The sequence below is a fragment of the Oligoflexia bacterium genome (genome assembly GCA_035326705.1).
Lineage (GTDB): Bacteria > Bdellovibrionota_G > JALEGL01 > JALEGL01 > JALEGL01 > JALEGL01.
On the sequence record DAOLES010000002.1, the window covers coordinates 11608 to 31410 of the forward strand.

Genomic DNA, 19803 nt, shown 5'->3' on the forward strand with positions numbered 1-19803 from the left:
CAAAAGGTATAGAACCAAAAGCAAACCGTAATAAAGCAACCGATAAAAATTTTTTGTGGCATGCTTAAATAATTAAACGGCGAGGCAAAAGCTTCAAAGACAGCGGCCAGAGCAATCCAAGGTAAAATGCCTAATAAAATAGTAAAGCCATCTTTACTGCTTTGTTTGAATCTAGCTGAAAAAGTTTGTTTTTGATTGCGTTTAAAAAACTCACTGCCCATGATTAATCCAGAAAAACTGCTGGCAACGATTAAAGTTAATTCAAGAATACCGTGTGTGGTAATGAATTGAATTAAAGCTTCAACAAAACCATAACGGGCACAAAACGCTATAATAAAACCTACATGAAAACCATTGTATATAAGAAGTACAATGCCACCAATGGCAAGCAAAGCGCTCATTAAAAATACATTGATACACACTTGTATGTTGTTCCAAGCAATGGCAAAGCCTCCACTTAATGGAGCTTGACGTAAATTATCAAACCAATCTTGGTGATTCATGATTCTTTCTGCCATACCTTGAGAAAGAAACAACTGGGCATATTCTGGTTTGTGCCAACCCATAAATAAACCGACACAAAATGCCAGAGCAAACAGTTGTAAGCTTAAAATAAATAAATCAAAGTGTTTTTTCCAAAGCGCATTGTAACGGTATCTAAAATAAGATTGTTTAAGGTTAGCGTTGCTTTGAAAACTCATCATATGCTGACTGAGTTGAAAGTAAGTGTCTTCAAAGTCCTGTAGATCAGGGCCGGAAAAGTCACGGCGTAATTGATGGATGTACACGGTTAATTGATCATGAAGTTGACATAAATGTTTTGTGTCTTCTAATGATAAAGGAGGAGTTTGCAGAACTTTTTGCATGTCCGTTGCCGTCCGCCAAAAAAGCGGATAGTTTTGATGCTGCTTAATGGAAGACGACAACATAAAGAAAAAAGATTATTTAAATGCCTTTTTCAGCTTCAGGACCGGTGTACACCACTTGCGTATTGGCAATCAGGTCATGTAAACCACGACGATCTTTTCTAAAGATGATCATAAAAAAGCCTATGCCCAAGATGATAGCAGCTAAAAACTTACCAACAATTTCTCTTAAAAAGGTTCTGCCATAACCAATACGGCCGCCACTTTCTAAGTTAATCACTTGCAGTTTCATTAAAAGTTTGCCTGGTGTACCGCCTTTGTTTTTGTAAAACCAGCCAAAATAAAAGATTAAGATACCATAGGTTAAAATATAAGTGATTAAGGTAACAACAGATTCACCCAAGCTTTGCAGATTAAAAAGTGCAATAACAATACCCGCAACAATGCCTATGGGGACGGTTAAAACAGTGGTAATTACGTTGTCGACAATTGCTGCCGCAAAACGCCTGCTGGCGCCGTTATTTTTAGGGATAAAAGACATTGTACCTACTTTCTTTTGATAGGATTATTAATCTTGGTCAAAAGCGACCTATAAGTCAAAACTATAGCTTGTTCACATAATCAAAGCAACGTTGGGCGTGAAAACGTAAAAAATTTTCTTTGGCTGCGATTCCCGTTAAATCAAGGGTTTGATTGGCTTGGTAGTACTGGGTATAAATGCTTTCTGCTCTAGCAAGGGTTTCTAGGGCTTGACTTTCATCAGCGAGCTTGGAAACAAATACGGGAAAGACTTGCTTAAGAAATGCTTTACAATGAACCGGCTCAAGCACTTGTGTTGGAGTTAGTTGATCGTTGAGTGATCTAAAAGAATCTTCATCTAAATACAGGTAATCACTTTTACGTTCGTCTTTTGGAGTATGAACCACCATGGTACCAGTCATCAAATCCCCCAAACGTTGTGATTTTTTTGTGGCCAGCATTGAAATTAATCCTGGTAAAATCAGACTGGCTTCAAAGTGGCGCATCATTTCACGTAGAATAACATCTTTCATACTTAAGTTGGGTCTATCCAAAGCGATAACACGTAAGCCAAAAACTCTTTTGCCGGGGGTAGATTGTTGTTTGTATTCATAGTAAATAAAGTAAGCATGAAAAGGCCCAATCAGCACGGCATAGATAAGCAAGAGAAATAAAAAACCCAAAATAAACAAAAGGATCATTTGACCTAGGTTGCCACTTTCTAAACTGGTTTCTGCCCAAACTTTAAGGCTTTCAAAAAGACCAGTAGCAGCAAACACACCAAAACCAATGGCAAAAATAAAGATCAGCGCAAAATATAAACCGTAAAGTAAAACACTGACCATGCCGATATCGCAACAGTAAGCAAGAGCACGTTTAAAAATAGGGGCAGGTAAAGCTTGTATTTGAGCGCCTTCAATAAATTGAACATGAGAAGCATGGTTGTCATGTGTTAAAGAGTTAGTGTCGGCCATAGTAGTGTATTGTAAAACAACATACCTGTTAAGGCTATGAAAAAGTTATTGTTTTAAAAGGGAGTTTTTGTTGAAGCGCAGAAAAAGATGCCCTCTCAACAATAATGATTATTCAGAGGGCAAGACGGTTTAAGTTAAGCAAAGTTTTTTTGCGCAAAATCCCAGTTTACGATTTCCCAAAAACCTTTAAGATACGCTGGGCGAGCATTACGGTGATCAATGTAATAAGCATGCTCCCAAACATCACAGGTTAAAAGGGCTGTGTTATCTGTGCCTAAGGTATTTTCTGCATTGCTGGTGTTAACAATGTCTAAATCTCCAGAAGCAGTTTTAACCAACCAGGTCCAGCCAGAACCAAAATTACCGGTAGCTTTAGCATTAAAGGCTTCTTTAAACGCATCAAGGCTGCCCCATTTTTTTTCAATGGCTTGGCCAAGGCTTGAAGCACTGTCAAATGATGAATTATCCGTTAAAGAGTTCCAGTAAAAGCTGTGATTCCAGTGTTGGGCAGCATTGTTGAAGACACCCATATCGTTCTTTTCACGGCTAGCAATAACAATATCTTCCAAGCTTTTTGAGGCATAATCGGTGCCTTCAATGGCTGCGTTAAGTTTGTCAATGTATCCAGCATGATGTTTGCCATGATGAAACTCTAAAGTTTCTTTGGATACGTGTGGGGCAAGAGCATCCTTAGTGTAGGGTAAGTTAGGTAGTGAAAACATGATTTTCTCCTTCTATGTTGTCTATATTTAAGTTAATTTCCGATATATTTAGTTATAATTTAGTATCATTGCTCTGTTTGCAAAGCGTTTATAGGGAAAGATAAGTTTTTTTCCCATTGCGAGTAAAGATACTCCATTCATGAATAATTGCAAATTGAAAATAGTGTTTGCCTGTTGTGAAAATGATCCAAGACCAGTCCCAAAGGGACCTAGCTATGAAAATTTTATTGGAAAGTAAATAAAGTTCCCTTGAGAAGGTAAACTTTTTGTTGCAAAAAACAAATATATTGAGTTCTTTCAATAAGTTAAAAATGTGTGGTGTGTTTATCAGTCTTGGCGTGAAAATTGCGTTAATTTCTGACTAGCATGGCATTAAAACAATTCATATTAAATGCAATAAAAAGAGTTGTTTCCTTATTTCAAATTGTTTTTTCTCTGCTTGTTTTGAGTTTTTTTTTATCTTCATGCTTAAAAAATAACATCATTGCTGATGCTGACGGTACAATCAATACACTGTTAGAATTTTCCGGGCCTTCACATTCAATGAAGCGCTTAACGCAAAAACAGTTGCTGACCTCCATGCAGGATTTATTGGAAATCAACGATTGGACACCATCTGGTGAATTGCCTTTAGATGGAACAAGCAGTGGAGCATTTAAAATGCCAGGAGTTGCGGCAACTTCGGTTACAGCTACAAGTTTAGATTTTGAGCGCTATAGAGTGTTGGCCAAAGAGGCCGTTGAATTAGGCTTAAATACCGGCAATAAAATTTATAATGCTTTAGGGTGTAGGCCTGGCCATGCCAACGACAGCTGTGTGGTGAATTTTTTTCAAAAAAAGGCAACTCAAGCCTGGTCAAGAAAAGTAGAAGTGTCTGACCCGATATTGGTTGAGATTTTAAATGTGGTTGATGAAGCTTATAAAGAATCAGGCTATGATATCAATGAAGGTATCCGCTGGGGGATGATTGCCTTATTGCAAAGCGCAGAGTTTTTGTACGTTGTTCCCAGAAGTAACGATCAGCATGAATTGGATGATTTTTCTAAAGCAAGGCAGTTGGCTTTGATGTTTACCGGAACAGTCCCCGATCAAGAATTGCTTGCAGCAGCGGCAAGAGGCGAATTAACAACAGACCAAGGTTTATTGATTCAGGTTAATCGCTTAGCAGAAAACATATTAAACGATGAATCTGCCCGGCAAGCGGTACTGGCGTTTTTTGATGATTGGTTATCCATTGAAAATATTTCTAATGTAGGAAAGGATGCAGGTGCTTTTCCTGACTTTTCTGAAGCATTAAAAAACTCAATGAAAGAAGAAATTTATTTGATGCTGGATGCAACTATTTTTAAAGAAGATGGCGATTTAAGACAATTTTTTTACGCACAAGGCAGTTTTGTAAACTCTGAACTTGCCAAAATTTATGATTTGCCTGATCCAGGAACCCATGAAATGGTATGGATGAACTTTCCAAGCAATAGTCCAAGAAGTGGTTTTTTTTCTTCACCAGGTTTTTTGGCCATGCAGTCGCATCCAGCAAGCACAACACCAACCTTAAGAGGTATGTATATTATTGAGAGAGTCTTATGCCAAACTATTCCACTGCCCCCTCCCAACTTTGATACGGTTGTTCCAGATCCAGTTGGCCATGAAACCAAAAGAGATAAATTTGCACGGCATGCTACTGACCCAAATTGTTCCGGTTGTCATGATTTAATGGATCCTTCAGGCTTTACACTAGAAGAGTTTGATGCATTGGGGGTTCATCGAGAAACAGAAGCCGTTACATACAACGGCACAACATTAAATTTACCTATTAATACACAGGGGAGCCTTTTGGGTATGTCATTTGCGGATAGCAAGGATTTTGCCCGACAAGTGGCCTACAGCGTAGAGTTTTCACAATGCGTGGTGAAGAACCTTTCAGAGAATATATTGGGAAGACGTTTGAACGGCAATGAGTTACAATCAATCTATGACGAGCTGGTTAGAGATGATTCACTTAACATTGTTCGCTGGCTAAAAAAATTAGCGCTCAATAAGGGTTTTTGGCAGATGTCAGCTGGGAGTAATGTATGAAACTTAAAAAAATTAGTCGAAGAGAAATGTTGAAAGGTGTTTTTGCCGGGACCAGTTATTTTGTGGGTTTGCCGCTCTTAGAGGCCATGGGTTCATCTGTGGCTTATGCTGCACAAGCCTCATCACCTTATTTTTTACTTTACTCATTTGGAAATGGTGTAGGTAACTATGCCAGTCGTGGAGGTGTGGATAATTGGACGCCCAGTGGTTCAGGTTCTAATTGGAACTTGTCACCCAACATGATGCCATTGGCGGCCCATAAAGACTATCTCAATGTTTTAAGCAATATGAGAGTATTTTTAAAAAATGGTGGGGGACATCATGAATGTAGGGCAGCTGTTTTCTCAGGCCAACATTATCAAAAAGACTATCCGGATGCGTATCAAAAATTGGGCAGTGATCGTGCGAGCATTGACCAATACATTGGAGATGCGCTTGCAGCCCAAGGCTTGGTTTCACCCTACCATTCATTGGTTTTAGCTCTTTCAAAAGTTTCATATGCTTATACAACATTAAGTCGAGGCCATTCACTGAGTTGGAAGAAAAATTTTAAGGTACAAATTCCAGAATATTCACCCAGGGCTTTATATGAACGTTTGTTCAGCGGTTTTACGCCACCCAATCCACCACCAGGCGGTGGAACACCTTCTTCAAATGTAAAAGCAGAGTTAAAGGCTTTGGATGCCATTTTTGAAAGCGCAAAAGCCTTAATCAGTAAAGTTGGAAGTTCCGATAAGCAGCGTATGAATGCACATCTTGAAGGTTTATTTGAAACCCAAAGAGCACTTGAAAATTATGAAAAAGCCAGCTGTACACTGCCTTCAAAGCCAAGTTCAGATTATGAGCCTAACAATCAAAATGTGGAAGCATTGTATGAAAAAAATATTGTCATGAGTAAGTTAATTGCGCATGCTTTGGCCTGTGATTTAACCAAGTCGATCAACTATATGTTTTGTGGGATGCAAGGGAATCCAGTGATTACAGAAACGGGTGCAGTGGATGGCTTTCATAAAATAACCCATGATGGTATTGCTGATGATGGCGCCAATAGAAGCGGGATTGCTCCAGAGATATTGATCAACAGAATTACAGAATTTAATATGGCACGCTTTGCAGATCTTTTGACCGAGCTAAGAAATACGCCGCATGGCAGTGGAAATTTATTGGATCAAGGCTGTATCCTGTTGGCATCAGAATTTATGGTTGGGGCCGATCACAGTGCCAACCCCGGAGTTCCTTTGCTTATGGCCGGTAAAGCTGCGGGTCGATTAAAAACCAATTATCATTACAGAGCTCCAAATACGGATAGTCAGCAAAATGCAGGTAGAGCCTTATTAACGGCTCTGCAAGTTATGGGGATCAATGAAAATTTCATAGAAGGTGGTCTTAATCAGGATTCAAGAGATGCCATTACAGAATTAATGACCTAAGGCACGGGCTCTTGTTGGTTGCACCGTGATTAGAAATTTTTGATCAATTCAGATAAATTATTCCAAAGACATTTTTGGCCTCGAACAGCTAGAATTTTACACCTGTTTTAAGGGTCAATTGAAGCTGATTTTAGAGATAATTTTTGCTTTTAAGTATCTAAAATTATTCAATAAACTTTTTTGTTCTACTAACGCTATTCTTTCTTGACATGTGGCCACTATATTCGTATGAGGCACCTAAACTTTGATGTTGGGGGAATATAGCCTGGAGAGCAAGCCATGGGATTATTAAGAAATGACAGCAAATCAACAGTAAACGCCAACAATGGAGCAGGACTCTCAAGTGGTGGATTCAATGCAATTTTAGATCAAGGCAGTGAATTTGAAGGTAAATTGAGCTTTGAAGGTGTTGTGCGTATTGATGGTTTGTTTAAAGGTGAAGTTTTTGCGCCAGCCCATTTGGTAGTAGGTCCTACAGGAAAAGTCATTGCCAATATCAATGTTGATATTGTTACAATATCTGGCCATGTTGAGGGTGATATTGTGGCTAAAACCAGAGTTGAGTTACAGTCAACAGCACATGTCAAAGGTAATATTTTTGCCAGCAGTGTTGTTGTGGAAGACGGGGCTATTTTTGATGGAAAAATGACAATGTCAAAAGGTGAGCCCAACGGTTTAGCAGAAAGAAGTAAGAACCAACTCAGTCAAGATGATGAGGTGCATGCGTGATCAAGGAAAATAGGCATATAATAGCTTTATTAGCGTTATTTTTGCTATTTGCAAAACTGCTAGAAAAAATTAATCTGTGGGGTTTGATGGGTTTGGATGCTCCGCATGGTTTAGTATTTCAAGGGGTTTTGTTTTTTGCTTTTTATTTTATATTAAAAAACTTTTTATTTGCACCTTATATTAAAATTTTTCAAGAGCGTGAAGAAGCAACCACAGGTAAGCGTAATAAAGTTGAACAAATGCGTTTAGAATCGGATCGTTTGTTAGAGCAATATACCCAGAGTATTGAGGAAGCTCGGTTAAAAGCAGCTATCGAGCGTGATGCACTTTTATTAGAAGGGGAAGAGTTAGAAAAAGGGATTATTTTTAAAGCCCGTCAAACAGCAAAAGAAAGTTTGGAACAAGAAAAAGAAAAAATAGCTCAGCAAGCGCAAAAAGCACGTGTTGGATTGAATAAAGAGATTCCTCGTTTGTCTGAAGAGATTGTGGGTAAGTTTATTCGTACTGAGCGTAAAGATGGAATTTTAAAAAAAGCAATGCGTAAGGCGGTGAGCTAATGGAATACTTTGCGGTGATTTCAGTGGTTGTTAACTTTGCTGTTTTAATGGTTGGCTTGGTGATGTTGAGTAAAAAGCCAGTTAAAGAAATGCTCAATGAAAAACATGATGCTTGGAAGAAAAATATTGAGGAAGCTGAAGCTTTAAGAGAAGAAACTCAAAAAATGTTTGATGATTATCAACAGAAACTATCTGTTTTGGATAAGGAAGTTGAGAAAATAATTTCTGCAGCAAAAGCCAAGGGTGAACAATTTAAAGCAAATATGGAAAAACGAGCACATAAAAATGCAGAAAAAATTGTTGCTCAGGCCAAAGCTTTGGCAGAACAAGAGTTAGAAAAAGCTAAAAAGTCTTTGCAAAATGATGTCTTAGCTCAAGCCTTAACGCAAGCAGAAAAAACATTAAAAGAAAAAGTGACACAAGATGATCAAGACTTTTTTGTAGAAGGTTTTGTTCAAGAAATGGAGAGATCAAATCATGGCAGACAATAGAGCCAGCTTTGCTCAACGTTATGGGATAGCGCTGTTTGAATCTTTGCTAGAGATGGGTGATAAAAAACTGATTGATGTTGCGGATAAAAATTTTAGTGATTTTTCGCAACTGTTAGAAGCATCTAGTGAACTGGAAAATTTTTTAGCAAGCCCAGCTTTTGAAGCTGCTGAAAAGCATGAAGTTTTAAAAGACATTCAGAAAAAAATGACCTTAGATGATGCGTTTTATCGTTTTCTCTGTGTGTTGGTGGACCAAGGTCATTTTGATTTATACGCTGGTGTGGTTGAGTCTTACCGCAATGCTATTTTAAGACAAGAGCAAAAAGTATCCGTTAATATCACCAGTGCATTTGATTTAAGCGATGATCAAAAAGGAAGAGTATTGTATGCTTTGTCAAAAAAATTAGGCAAAGATATTTTGTTAAAAGTTCAGGTAAATCCTGAGCTTATTGGCGGTTTAAAGGCAGAAGTAGATGGAGTTATTTACGATGCATCAATCAAAGGCAAACTCAATAGCCTACAAAAGGAGATGAAATCATGAGTATTCGTGTGGAAGAAATTTCTCAAGTTATAAAATCACATGTTAGAGACTACGACAAACGCGTATCTGTTTCTGAAACTGGAACAGTTCTCTCAGTGGGAGATGGTATTGCAAGAATTCACGGTTTAGAAAAAGCCATGGCCGGTGAATTATTGTCTTTTTCAAATGGTGTTTATGGTTTGGCTTTAAACTTGGAAGAGCACAATGTGGGGGCCGCTATTTTAGGGGATGACACGCATGTACGTGAAGGTGATACTGTTGAAAGAACCGGTAAAATTACTGAAGTTCCAGTTGGACCAGAGGTTTTAGGAAGAGTATTGAATGCTTTGGGCCAACCCATTGATGGTAAAGGTGATTTAAAAACCAGTGAAACCAGAAGAGCAGAAGTCAAAGCGCCTGGTATTGTTAGCCGTCAGCCAGTGACTGAGCCTATGCAAACTGGGCTTAAAGCCATTGACTCTATGGTTCCCATTGGTAGAGGCCAAAGAGAATTGATTATTGGTGACCGCCAAACCGGTAAAACCGCGGTAGCCATTGACACCATCATCAATCAAAAAGGCCAAGATGTTAAATGTATTTATGTTGCTATTGGTCAAAAGCAATCAACTGTTGCGCAAGTGGTGGATAAGTTAGAAAAAGAAGGCGCTATGGAATACACTGCGGTGGTCTGTGCTAACGCATCTGATTCAGCGCCACTACAATTTTTAGCACCATACGCTGGTGTGGCCATGGGTGAGTACTTTAGAGACAACGGTCAACACGCATTGATCATTTATGATGATCTTTCAAAGCATGCTGTTGCCTATAGACAATTGTCTTTGTTGTTAAGAAGACCTCCGGGGCGTGAAGCTTATCCAGGGGATGTTTTTTATGTGCACTCAAGACTTTTAGAAAGAGCTGCAAAAATGCATGATGACTTGGGAGGTGGTTCACTAACAGCCCTTCCAATCATTGAAACCCAAGCCGGGGATGTATCTGCTTATGTGCCCACCAACGTAATTTCTATTACGGACGGACAAATTTATCTTGAATCAGACTTGTTTTATTCAGGTGTTAGACCTGCAATCAACGTAGGTTTATCCGTGTCACGTGTAGGTGGTAACGCACAAATTAAAGCCATGAAAAAAGTGGCAGGTACTTTAAGGCTAGAACTAGCACAGTACCGTGAGTTGGCTGCTTTTGCTCAGTTTAGTTCAGATTTGGATGCATCTACACAAAGACAATTGGCCAGAGGTGCGCGCTTGGTTGAAATGTTAAAGCAAGGTCAGTATGCGCCATATCCAGTTGAAGAGCAGGTTTTAGTGATCTATGCTGCCATTAACGGTTATGTTGATGGTTATGAGCTGTGGGCTTTACCACAGTATGAAAAAGAATTGATTGCTTTTGCCAGAGATGAACAACCTGAAACCTTGCGTTTACTCAGAGAAGAAAAAGCTTTAAGTGATGAAGCTAAAGCATCCATTGAAAAAACCTTGAATGCGTTTAAAGATAGATTTAAACCTGAGGTGAAAAAGTAAACAGTTATGGCATCTGTTAGAGATTTAAGAAAACGCATTAAAAGCGTTAAATCAACGCAAAAGATTACCAAAGCTATGAAAATGGTGGCAGCTGCTCGTTTGCGTAAGGCGCAAGAAGCAGCAGAAAAATCAAATCCTTACAGCAAGGTGATTAATGATCTTTTTGCTGATTTATCAGCTGATGAAAGCTTAAAAAAACATCCTTTGTTTAATAAAAGAGAAGTTAAGCAAAAGTTGGTACTGGTGTTTTCATCTGATCGTGGTTTATGCGGTTCATTCAACTCAAGTTCATTTAAAAAAGCACTAGAACTATTAAAAGATGAAAGCGTTAAGCTTTATACTTTTGGTAGAAAAGCCGATAGCTTTTTTAAAAGAAAATATAAAAATAGAATATATAAAAGCAATGCAAGTTTTTGGGAAAATTTTGACGTAAAGTCAGCCCAAGAACTGAGTAAAGAACTAGCACAATTGTATATTGATAAATCGTTTGATGAAATTGTTTTTATATACAATGAGTTTATTTCCATCATGAATCAAGAAATCAGAGTGGAAACGGTTTTACCTTTGGTTGCAACTCAAAAAAACAAAGAGGTTAAAGAAGACAAAGAGCAAGCCGAAAAACCTTATTTGTTTGAGCCAGGTAAAGAAAAAATATTAGAAAGTCTTATTCCAAGAGCCTTGGATGTAAGAGTGTATCGCCCCTGTTTGCATTCTTTGGCCAGTGAGTTTGGGGCCAGAATGGCTGCTATGGATTCAGCAACCAGAAATGCTGGTGAAATGATTGATGACTTAACCTTAACCATGAACAGAGTAAGACAAGCTAATATTACTAGAGAATTAGTAGAGATTATTAGTGGTGCGGAAGCTTTAGGATAAAAGGAGAAAAAGGGTTTAATTTTAGTAATTAAATAATAAAGAAAAGCTTGGAATATGTTGATCCTACTGGCTTCAAACAGTTGGCTGGCAAAGCCAGCCAAAAACACCCAAAGGGTGCAACGCTTTCTAAGGTGTTACACACCTAAGAAAGGTATGTCGCCATACGGACAACATAGTTCCAAACTTCTTGTTTAAGTAAATAACTCAGATGGTTAGGAGGAGAGGCCTTGTGCCGACTCCGACCCGGGTGGGATGAATTTGGCGGAAACCGCGTTTTCGCCAAAGAAGGGGGGAGAGATTCCCTCTTAAGGAGAAAAAACAATGGCTGAAAAAGTGAAAGAAAACGGAAAAATCAAACAGGTGATTGGCGCTGTTGTGGATGTGGAGTTCCCAAAAGGACATATGCCACAAGTACAAACAGCCCTAACAACTACCAATCCGGGAATTGATGATAATTCAGATAACTTGGTTTTGGAAGTCGCGCAACATATTGGTGAAGGTACGGTAAGAACCATTGCCATGGATTCAACGGAAGGTTTGGTCCGTGGTATGGAAGTTAAAAATACTGGCGCACCCATTTCAGTACCTGTGGGTAAAGAAACTTTGGGAAGAATTTTAAACGTGATTGGTCAGCCTATTGATGCTGCAGGTGAAATTAAAACAGATAAAACTTTACCCATTCACAGACCTGCCCCAACCTATGAAGAGCAAGACACCAGTGTTGAAGCCTTTGAAACAGGGATTAAAGTTGTAGACCTTTTAGCTCCATACTCTAGAGGAGGTAAAATTGGTTTGTTTGGTGGTGCCGGCGTGGGTAAAACCGTTTTGATTATGGAGTTGATCAATAACATTGCAACTCAGCATGGTGGTTATTCTGTGTTTGGTGGCGTGGGTGAAAGAACCCGTGAAGGCAATGATTTATGGTTAGAGATGAAAGAGTCTGGTGTTTTGGAAAAAACTTCTCTGGTTTACGGACAAATGAATGAGCCTCCTGGAGCAAGAGCCCGTGTGGGTTTAACAGCATTGACCGTGGCAGAGTACTTTAGAGATGAAGAAGGTCAGGACGTATTGTTGTTTATTGATAATATTTTCCGTTTCACTCAAGCCAACTCAGAAGTATCAGCTTTGTTGGGTCGTATTCCATCAGCGGTGGGGTATCAGCCAACCTTGGCAACAGACTTGGGGTCTTTACAAGAGCGGATTACTACAACAAAGAATGGTTCTATTACCTCAGTGCAAGCGATTTATGTACCAGCAGATGACTTAACAGATCCAGCGCCTGCAACAACCTTCTCACACTTAGATGCAACCACCGTGTTGTCTAGACAAATTGCTGAGTTAGGTATTTATCCGGCAGTGGATCCATTGGATTCAACTTCAAGAATTTTGGACCCACAAGTGGTTGGTCTTGAGCATTATGAAGTGGCCATGAGCGTACAAAAAGTATTGCAACGCTACAAAGACTTACAAGACATCATTGCTATTTTGGGTATGGATGAATTGTCGGAAGAAGATAAGTTATTGGTAGCACGCGCGCGCAAAGTTCAGCGGTTCTTATCACAACCTTTCTTTGTTGCTGAGCAGTTTACCGGTGCTAAAGGTAAATATGTAAAGCTAGCAGACACCATCAAAGGCTTTAAAGAAATTGTTGCTGGTCAATACGATGATATTCCTGAGCAAGCATTTTACTTGCAAGGAACCATTGAAGACGTTTTGGCTAGAGCTAAAGAGCTCGCACAAGAAGAGGCTGCATAAGATCTATGGCACATGAAGAAGCAATAGCGCTTGAAATTGTAACACCGGCTAAGAGCTTGGTGAATACTCGTTGCGTGAAAGTGAGTATTCCTGGACACAAAGGTGAGCTGGAAGTGTTAGAAAGTCATACAGAGCTTTTAAGTACACTTCTAACTGGTTTGGTCCAGTACCAACATGCAGGCCAAATTCATAAAGTTGCAGTTAAAGCTGGCTTTTTGCAAGTGAACCAAAATCACATTCGTTTGCTGGCTGATGACGCTAAATTTAAAAAAGACGTGAATGTTGAGCAAGTGCAAGCAGAACTCAAAGAAGTAGAAGCCAAGCTGGTTTCAGAAAAAGTGGGCATAGAAGAGCGTGAAGGGCTATATCAAGAACGCGATTGGCTACAAGCGTTGTTGAAACTTTGAGCCTGGAACTTTATTTTATATAAAGTTCTGCGCAAAGGGTGAGCCAACAAAAACGACGTTTTTTGTTGGTGAGGGAAAAGCGATTTTCCCTCAAAAGGCCAGAAGAGCGTGAAGGGCTATATCAAGAACGCGATTGGCTACAAGCGCTATTAAAATTGTAAGACTTGCATACATTAAAAAAGAAACGAGAAGGGGGACATGCACTTGTGCGTGTCCCTTTTTTATATTTAAGATATCACACAGTATATAACAAACCATGCTTAAACGTTCGGCTGATCGGGCTTGCGCCCTCAAGGCCTTCACTTTTTAAACATAGTTTGCAGCTTAGATATAATTTTATGCATAAAGATTAATTTTTTAATGTTTTTCAATAAAAAATGGTTGACTTTCATTTTTTTTATGATTATTGATACTCTATGAAAAATATATATGTTCAAGAACCCGTTTTTACTTTTTGGAAATACTTCTTAAGGTTTTCTATGATTATCAGTGGCGCAATATCTGCACTTTTTGGTTTGTGTGCAGCTGCATTTGGCTTAATGATGTTTTTCTCTCTGATGAAGGGGCCCTATACAGATGTGAATCTTATAGCTGGTAGAGGTTTTGATTACAGTGTATTGCCTGAGATTGTTTTTTATCTAACTTTACCTCTTATCGGTGTATTGATGTCTGTTATGTTTTTATATCATAGAAAAATATTCAATGGATTGTATGATTTATTAATAAAGTATAAAAAAAACCAACCTAGTTTAGAAAATGGTTATGGTTTAATAAAAAAGATAATATTTTGGTTAAAAATGATCATCTTCTTGCATGTGATTTTTAAAATATATGATCTTGTTGTTATAAACCCATTCATAAACTCAAATCATATTAGTCCAAAAAATGGAGAAAAGCTGGTGCATTCTTTTTCAAATCTGTTTTCTATTTATGATTTTGTACATTTTAATATGTTTGCGGCAATTTTTTTACTTGGTGTTACAATGATTACAAGAGATATCATTTTTCTTTATATAGAAGAAAAAGCTAAATTAGACGCTTTAGAAAATGAAAACGCACTGGTGATCTAATGCCAATTCAAGTCAATTTAGATGTGCAGATGGCCATTAAGAAAATGTCTTTGAATGAGCTGTCTGAAAAGGTAGGAATCAGTATTCAAAACCTATCTATTTTAAAGACCGGTAAAGCCAAGGCCATACGTTTTTCTACCTTAGAAAAAATATGTGAAGTCTTAGACTGTAAACCGGGGGATATTTTAGATTATATTGAATAATCAAGCGTTTTCTCGGTAGGCTTTGACAGTGGTTTTGCCATCTTTAATGATGATTTTAAACCAGATATCATTAACATTGTTTTGCTTTTCCAGCTTTTTTTTCTGGGCCTTAATATGAGCTATAAACTTCTCTTTTTCAATGGCTTTGCCGGAGACCTTTTTTTGGCTGGCTAAAAAATCCTTATAAAGCTGATCCTCTCGTGATTTCCTTAAATAGGACTTATTAGGCTTAGAACTAAGTTTTTTACCATTATCGGTCAGTCCAACTTCCTTTAGGTACAGTTTTTTATTCCAATTGGCTTCATAGGCTAAGAACTTTTGATATAAATTGTTCACTTTAAATTTAAGAGCATTGTCTTTGTATTTTTCCTGGGTCAATGCTTTAATTTTTGTTTTGTATTGTTTAAGCTTAATAACTGGGGGAATAGTATCTTTGCCGCTAAAAAAGCGCTCAAAGCTTTGTGTTAAATAGATCATCTCTAAATTAAGCTTATTAAATCGATTTTCCAGAGTTTCACCAGAATTTGCCACAACATCTACATTTTAACAAAAACAAAACAATTTTAAAAGTTTCCCCAAGCAGCTTATGAAAGATGTATATAATATAGAGAGTTTATCAAAAAAATGAGGTTTACTTTTTTGAGTTTAATGTAAACAGTTTTGTACCTGGGTAATAAGCTTGTAAAATAGTTTGATAGTTTTGTCCATGTTCAGCTCTTCCAATAGCCCCGGTTTGACACATGCCTACGCCGTGACCATAGCCACGTCCAGAAAAAAGATAATGCGCTTGGCCGTTTTTCCAATAACGAGTTATCGTAAACAGAGAAGACTTTAAACCAGAGAAGAATCTTCGGATATTGAGTTCGCCTTGTAAGGAATGATTTTGACCATTGGTGTAAATAATATTAAGTTTTATTACGCGTCCTGAGCTTCCTCTAGCAGCAATATCTAAATAGCGAATAGTATTTTTTGTGTTGAGTTTTTTCATGATTTCATCAGAGCTAAAGCTTTGTTGCCATGACCAGTTTTTATCTGGGCTGTAAGGAGTGTGGCCACAGTAAAATAAATGTTTATTGTTTTGTTCAAGGAGTGATTTGGTATTGGCATAAAGATGTAAATCAAGGGATTGATCATCAATGATTTTATCGCTAACACCACTTAAATAGGGAACTAAAGGATTGCCCCAAACATTTATTTTATCCTCAGTGTGTCCACCACACATACTATGATAAAAAGTTTCGGCAAAATCATCTTCATACATTAAAAACATTGAGTTGGTCTGTTCAATGGCCTGGTTGCTTTTAGAATATTCAAACTCATAGCCTCTGTAGACTTGACAGCGGGTATCTCCACAAATGGTATATGGAGATTGACCTGTTAAAGGTTCAAAGTGTTTTAAGGTATAGGTTCTTGCTATAATACTTTGTGCTTTTAATGCCTCAAGTGGGGCGTTAGGAAAGATTTCAGCAGGAACAACATGCTTAAGATAATTGCCTAGGGTTGTTTTTTGTACAAGGTCTAATTTGGATTGGTTGTTGCTAATAATATAAAAGTGACCATCATAAGCCTGATCTTGGTGATCACTGGCTTTCACAGTAGTATTGATGTCGGTATTTAGAACTTTTATGGGATTGTCTGGGTTTACGTCAATGCTAACCATACCATCAAAATATGTACTAAAATTATTGCTAGCAGTACGTATTCTTGCCTTACCAATAGCAGGGATATCTGTTCTCTGAACAATGCTGCAATGACTATCGCTAAATTTTTTTCTAACCAAAAAACATATATTTTTTGCTGTATCGTAACTTGAGTATTGCCCTAAACTTAAGATGTGTTTTGTACTTTGTTCATTTGTTTTAGATTTTGAATTGTTTTGATTAACCCAACGCGCATTAGGAAATCCTCTTTGTTGCCAGACAGTAAGGGTTTGCTGCATTGTATGTGCTTTTGTGAAATGAAATAGAGAGTGTGTCGCAACGCTTGGGTAATAACGAATTAAAGCAGGTCTAACGGTTTGTGGTGAGTCCACGATCCAATGGGTGTTTTTTGGGGCCTGAATCATATAAGGTTTGTTGTTGTTTAAAATAAGAAACTTGCTGTTTTGTAATGTTTTAAACTCAATTGTACTTTTTTGAGTTAAGATCCCAACATTAAGAGGTGCATCATCAAACAAAGGTGGAAACCAAAAACTTTGGTACAAATCGTGGAGTTTTTGCTCATCATGAAAGCTGTTTTCTTCAAGATTAATGAGGATAGGTTTTTGTTGAATATGAACGCAGCTATTGAGAAAATAAACACTGGATAAAATAAGAAAAAAGCTTTTTCGCAAATTCAGCTTGAACATTATTCATCCATGAAAAAATCTTGTGATGATGTACTTTGTTGTTGATCTTCTTGAATACTGTTTTGAGGCTGTGTGCCTTCAACAAAATACTCTCTAACAGTTTTTTTGCTGTCTTGAGATGCAAGTAAACCTGTTTTGCTATCAATCTCCACGTAAACTAAACCTTCAGGCTTTCTAAACTCTATGCTAGGGCTGCCATCCAGAGCATTTTTCATAAAATCCAGCCATACTGGGCTTGCAATTCTTCCGCCGTCTTCAAGTACACCTAAACTTAAAGAAGAATCATCATAACCAAACCAAACGGCGCTAACCATTTGTGGTGTAAAGCCGACAAACCAAGCATCATGGTTGTCATTGGTTGTTCCGGTTTTTCCTGCAGCAGGTCTGTTGATGTCACGTGCTCTGGCTCCTGTACCAACACTGATAACTTCTTTAAGTAGATGGGTCATAATATAGGCATGTTGTGGAGCCAGTGCATAGCTTTCAGGCAGTTCAGTGTCTTCTTCTAGGATAGAATTGAAGGCTTGTTGATAAGGTTCTGGATCAATAGGATTATTAAGATAGGGGTCAGGGTATGGTATCTCTTGTGTTAGGATTTCATCTGGAAAATTTTGCTCTAAAACGTCTCCTTGAGCATTGATAACTTTGATAATGCTTTGGGTTGGTTTTAATTTCTGACCACCTGAAGCAAAAACGCTGTAAGCAGTGACAAGTTCTAAGGGGCTAATTGCTGAAGCGCCAAGCGCCAAAGATAAATTGCTTTCTAGAGGAGTGTTAATGCCCATTCTTTTGGCAAAGTTGCTTAGATAAGGGACGCCTACATCTTGTAAAATTTTTATACTGGGTATGTTGCGCGATTGAATCAAGCAATCTCTAAAAATAGTGTTGCCATGAAACTCACCCGCATAGTTTTTGGGTTTCCAAATGGTCATCAGTGCTGGGTCATCATAAACAATAGGCGAGTCAACAATAATGGATCCAGGCGTATAACCTTTTTCCAAAGCTGCTGAAAATACAATAGGTTTAAAGGCTGATCCGGGCTGACGCTTTGCTTGAATGGCACGATTAAATTCACTGCGTTCAAAATCATTGCCGCCAACCATGGCTTCTATCATGCCATTGAATGGATTAACGGCAATCAAAGCAGCTTGAACTTCTGGTTTTTGATAAAGCGCAAAGTTTTGTTCATTAAGCCACTGAACATAAATGTGATCATTTTTTTTAAGTGCTCTAGAAGGAGTGTTAATCTTCTGATAGGCCCAATAAACATTTTCATTGGGTTTTCTGGCCCAGCTCATATTTTCTAAGGCAATAGTCCCTTGGGTAAACGCCAAATCTATGGTAACCAATTTTTTCTTATCATCTACATCTGTAACTATGGCTTGATATACATGTTCATTGCTAAGTTGTGAGGGGTTGTCTTCTTCTATCTTTTTTAAAGTATCTTCTAGAGCTTGTTCAGGAATATTTGCAATAGGCCCACGGTAACCTTGGTGTTTGTCTATTTGTATAACACTTTTTTTAATGGCTTCATGCGCAGCAATAGCAGCTTTAGAATGAATGGTGGTATAAATTTTTAAACCTTTTTTGAGAACTTCATCAGCACCATACTTTGCCATAACTTCTCTACGAACATGTTCAACAAAATAGGGGGCATATCTTAAATTTAAATCCAAAGCTGATTCAAGTTGTAAAGGTTCATTGAGTGCTAACTGCAGAGTATTTTTATCAATGTAACCTTCATCATGCATTCTAGCTAAGATATAATTTTTTTTGTTCTGGGCATTTTCTAGACTTTTTCTGGGGTTATCTCTGCTGGGGGCCCTTGTTAAGCCAGCAATCATAGCAATTTGCCCAAGGCTGAGTTCTGAGGAATTTTTTCCAAAATAGGTTTGCGCTGCAGCTTCAATCCCATAGGCACTGTCACCAAGATAAATTTCATTAAGATAGATTTCTAAAATTTCATCTTTTTCTAAGCTACGCTCAATTTTAAAAGCCAATAAAACTTCTCTTAACTTTCTGATCAATTTTTTTTCGGAGGAAAGGAGTAAAATTTTAGCCACCTGTTGGGTAATGGTACTGCCACCTTGCTTGTAGCTTCCAGCTACAAAGTTTTTAATAGCGGCACGCATAATGCCCATAAATGATATACCTGAATGACTGTAGAAATTTGCATCTTCACCCGCTAAAAAAGCATCAATTACATTTTTATTGATGTTTTCAAGGGGAAGAAAAACACGACGTTGGCTGTAAAACTCACCTATTTTAACGTTATCCCTAGTAAAAACTTCTGAACCAACAAAGGGTTGATAATTTTTTAAAGATTTTACTGAAGGAAGGTTCCAAGAAATATAACTTAAAAAGAGTAAGCTAATGCTGAATGATATGGCAATGATAAAAAGAGGGATCTTAATTTTTAATGAAAGTTGTTTGTAATATTCTGAAATCACATGGGCGTTTATATCAGAATTATACATTTTAATCTGGATTTTTTATTGAAGATTATTTTTTTTATGCAGTGTTTTGTTGTTGAGGGACGTATCTAAATAAATAAAGTTTTTCTCCATAAAAGCGATTTTAAACCTACCCATAAAAATAATAGCTCTCAAGCCCTTTATTATTGGGCCTAAAATCATTCACTTGACAATCAATCTCTAAATCAATTATACAACGCATCGTTGGTCATAAGCCCAAATTATAGTTGTAAAATATTTTTTTATATT

19 protein-coding genes are annotated in these 19803 nt (G+C 37.8%); 12 read left to right on the plus strand and 7 right to left on the minus strand.

Going from position 1 to position 19803, the window contains the following annotated elements; translation table 11 throughout:
- The 4 genes from PKC21_03190 to PKC21_03205 all read right to left on the minus strand — a co-directional run.
- Positions 1 to 866: stage II sporulation protein M (locus tag PKC21_03190; GenBank protein HMR24339.1), on the minus strand; the 866-nt coding region annotated here is incomplete at its 3' end.
- Between the two features lie 79 nt (positions 867 to 945).
- Positions 946 to 1407, minus strand: coding sequence for an RDD family protein (locus tag PKC21_03195; protein HMR24340.1), 462 nt, complete (start codon positions 1405 to 1407; stop codon positions 946 to 948).
- 61 nt (positions 1408 to 1468) lie between these two features.
- Entirely contained in the window at positions 1469 to 2359 is an 891-nt protein-coding gene (locus tag PKC21_03200) for an RDD family protein (protein ID HMR24341.1), read from the minus strand.
- Between the two features lie 134 nt (positions 2360 to 2493).
- The gene (locus tag PKC21_03205) at positions 2494 to 3084 is read right to left on the minus strand and encodes a superoxide dismutase (protein HMR24342.1); all 591 of its coding nucleotides are present in this window, start codon (positions 3082 to 3084) and stop codon (positions 2494 to 2496) included.
- A gap of 363 nt (positions 3085 to 3447) precedes the next feature.
- Here PKC21_03205 and PKC21_03210 point away from each other — a divergent pair, with 363 nt between their 5' ends.
- The 12 genes from PKC21_03210 to PKC21_03265 all read left to right on the plus strand — a co-directional run bounded on the left by PKC21_03210 (position 3448) and on the right by PKC21_03265 (position 14733).
- On the plus strand, positions 3448 to 5157 hold the full coding sequence (locus PKC21_03210) for a DUF1592 domain-containing protein (protein HMR24343.1): 1710 nt from the start codon (positions 3448 to 3450) through the stop codon (positions 5155 to 5157).
- Entirely contained in the window at positions 5154 to 6587 is a 1434-nt protein-coding gene (locus PKC21_03215; GenBank protein HMR24344.1) for a DUF1552 domain-containing protein, read from the plus strand. Before PKC21_03210 ends, PKC21_03215 begins: the two co-directional genes overlap by 4 nt.
- Before the next feature lie 279 nt (positions 6588 to 6866).
- Positions 6867 to 7316: a polymer-forming cytoskeletal protein gene (locus PKC21_03220; protein HMR24345.1), complete on the plus strand. Its 450-nt coding sequence runs from the start codon at positions 6867 to 6869 to the stop codon at positions 7314 to 7316.
- Positions 7313 to 7873 carry an ATP synthase F0 subunit B gene (locus tag PKC21_03225; GenBank protein HMR24346.1) on the plus strand — a complete coding sequence of 187 codons (561 nt, stop codon included), beginning with the start codon at positions 7313 to 7315 and terminating at the stop codon, positions 7871 to 7873. Before PKC21_03220 ends, PKC21_03225 begins: the two co-directional genes overlap by 4 nt.
- Complete coding sequence (locus PKC21_03230) at positions 7873 to 8364, plus strand: ATP synthase F0 subunit B (GenBank protein HMR24347.1); 492 nt, start codon at positions 7873 to 7875, stop codon at positions 8362 to 8364. Before PKC21_03225 ends, PKC21_03230 begins: the two co-directional genes overlap by 1 nt.
- Entirely contained in the window at positions 8351 to 8905 is a 555-nt protein-coding gene (gene atpH, locus PKC21_03235) for an ATP synthase F1 subunit delta (GenBank protein ID HMR24348.1), read from the plus strand. Before PKC21_03230 ends, atpH begins: the two co-directional genes overlap by 14 nt.
- Positions 8902 to 10422, plus strand: coding sequence for a F0F1 ATP synthase subunit alpha (gene atpA / locus PKC21_03240; protein ID HMR24349.1), 1521 nt, complete (start codon positions 8902 to 8904; stop codon positions 10420 to 10422). The genes atpH and atpA overlap by 4 nt, the downstream gene beginning before the upstream one ends.
- Positions 10423 to 10428: 6 nt before the next feature.
- Complete coding sequence (gene atpG, locus PKC21_03245; protein HMR24350.1) at positions 10429 to 11298, plus strand: ATP synthase F1 subunit gamma; 870 nt, start codon at positions 10429 to 10431, stop codon at positions 11296 to 11298.
- A 333-nt stretch (positions 11299 to 11631) separates the two neighbouring features.
- A complete protein-coding gene (atpD, locus tag PKC21_03250; GenBank protein ID HMR24351.1) occupies positions 11632 to 13053 on the plus strand; it encodes a F0F1 ATP synthase subunit beta in 1422 nt (473 codons plus the stop codon).
- A 5-nt stretch (positions 13054 to 13058) separates the two neighbouring features.
- Positions 13059 to 13460, plus strand: coding sequence for an ATP synthase F1 subunit epsilon (gene atpC / locus PKC21_03255; GenBank protein HMR24352.1), 402 nt, complete (start codon positions 13059 to 13061; stop codon positions 13458 to 13460).
- A 479-nt stretch (positions 13461 to 13939) separates the two neighbouring features.
- A complete protein-coding gene (locus PKC21_03260; GenBank protein ID HMR24353.1) occupies positions 13940 to 14530 on the plus strand; it encodes a hypothetical protein in 591 nt (196 codons plus the stop codon).
- Positions 14530 to 14733, plus strand: a complete 204-nt coding sequence (locus PKC21_03265) for a helix-turn-helix transcriptional regulator (protein ID HMR24354.1) — start codon at positions 14530 to 14532, stop codon at positions 14731 to 14733. The genes PKC21_03260 and PKC21_03265 overlap by 1 nt, the downstream gene beginning before the upstream one ends.
- On the opposite strand, the gene PKC21_03270 is transcribed toward PKC21_03265, so the two are convergent.
- From PKC21_03270 to PKC21_03280, 3 genes are all read right to left on the minus strand, one after another.
- On the minus strand, positions 14734 to 15264 hold the full coding sequence (locus PKC21_03270) for an MXAN_5187 C-terminal domain-containing protein (protein HMR24355.1): 531 nt from the start codon (positions 15262 to 15264) through the stop codon (positions 14734 to 14736).
- 100 nt (positions 15265 to 15364) lie between these two features.
- Positions 15365 to 17080, minus strand: a complete 1716-nt coding sequence (locus PKC21_03275; protein HMR24356.1) for a SpoIID/LytB domain-containing protein — start codon at positions 17078 to 17080, stop codon at positions 15365 to 15367.
- On the minus strand, positions 17080 to 19557 hold the full coding sequence (locus PKC21_03280) for a PBP1A family penicillin-binding protein (GenBank protein HMR24357.1): 2478 nt from the start codon (positions 19555 to 19557) through the stop codon (positions 17080 to 17082). The genes PKC21_03275 and PKC21_03280 overlap by 1 nt, the downstream gene beginning before the upstream one ends.
- Positions 19558 to 19803 lie beyond the last annotated feature (246 nt).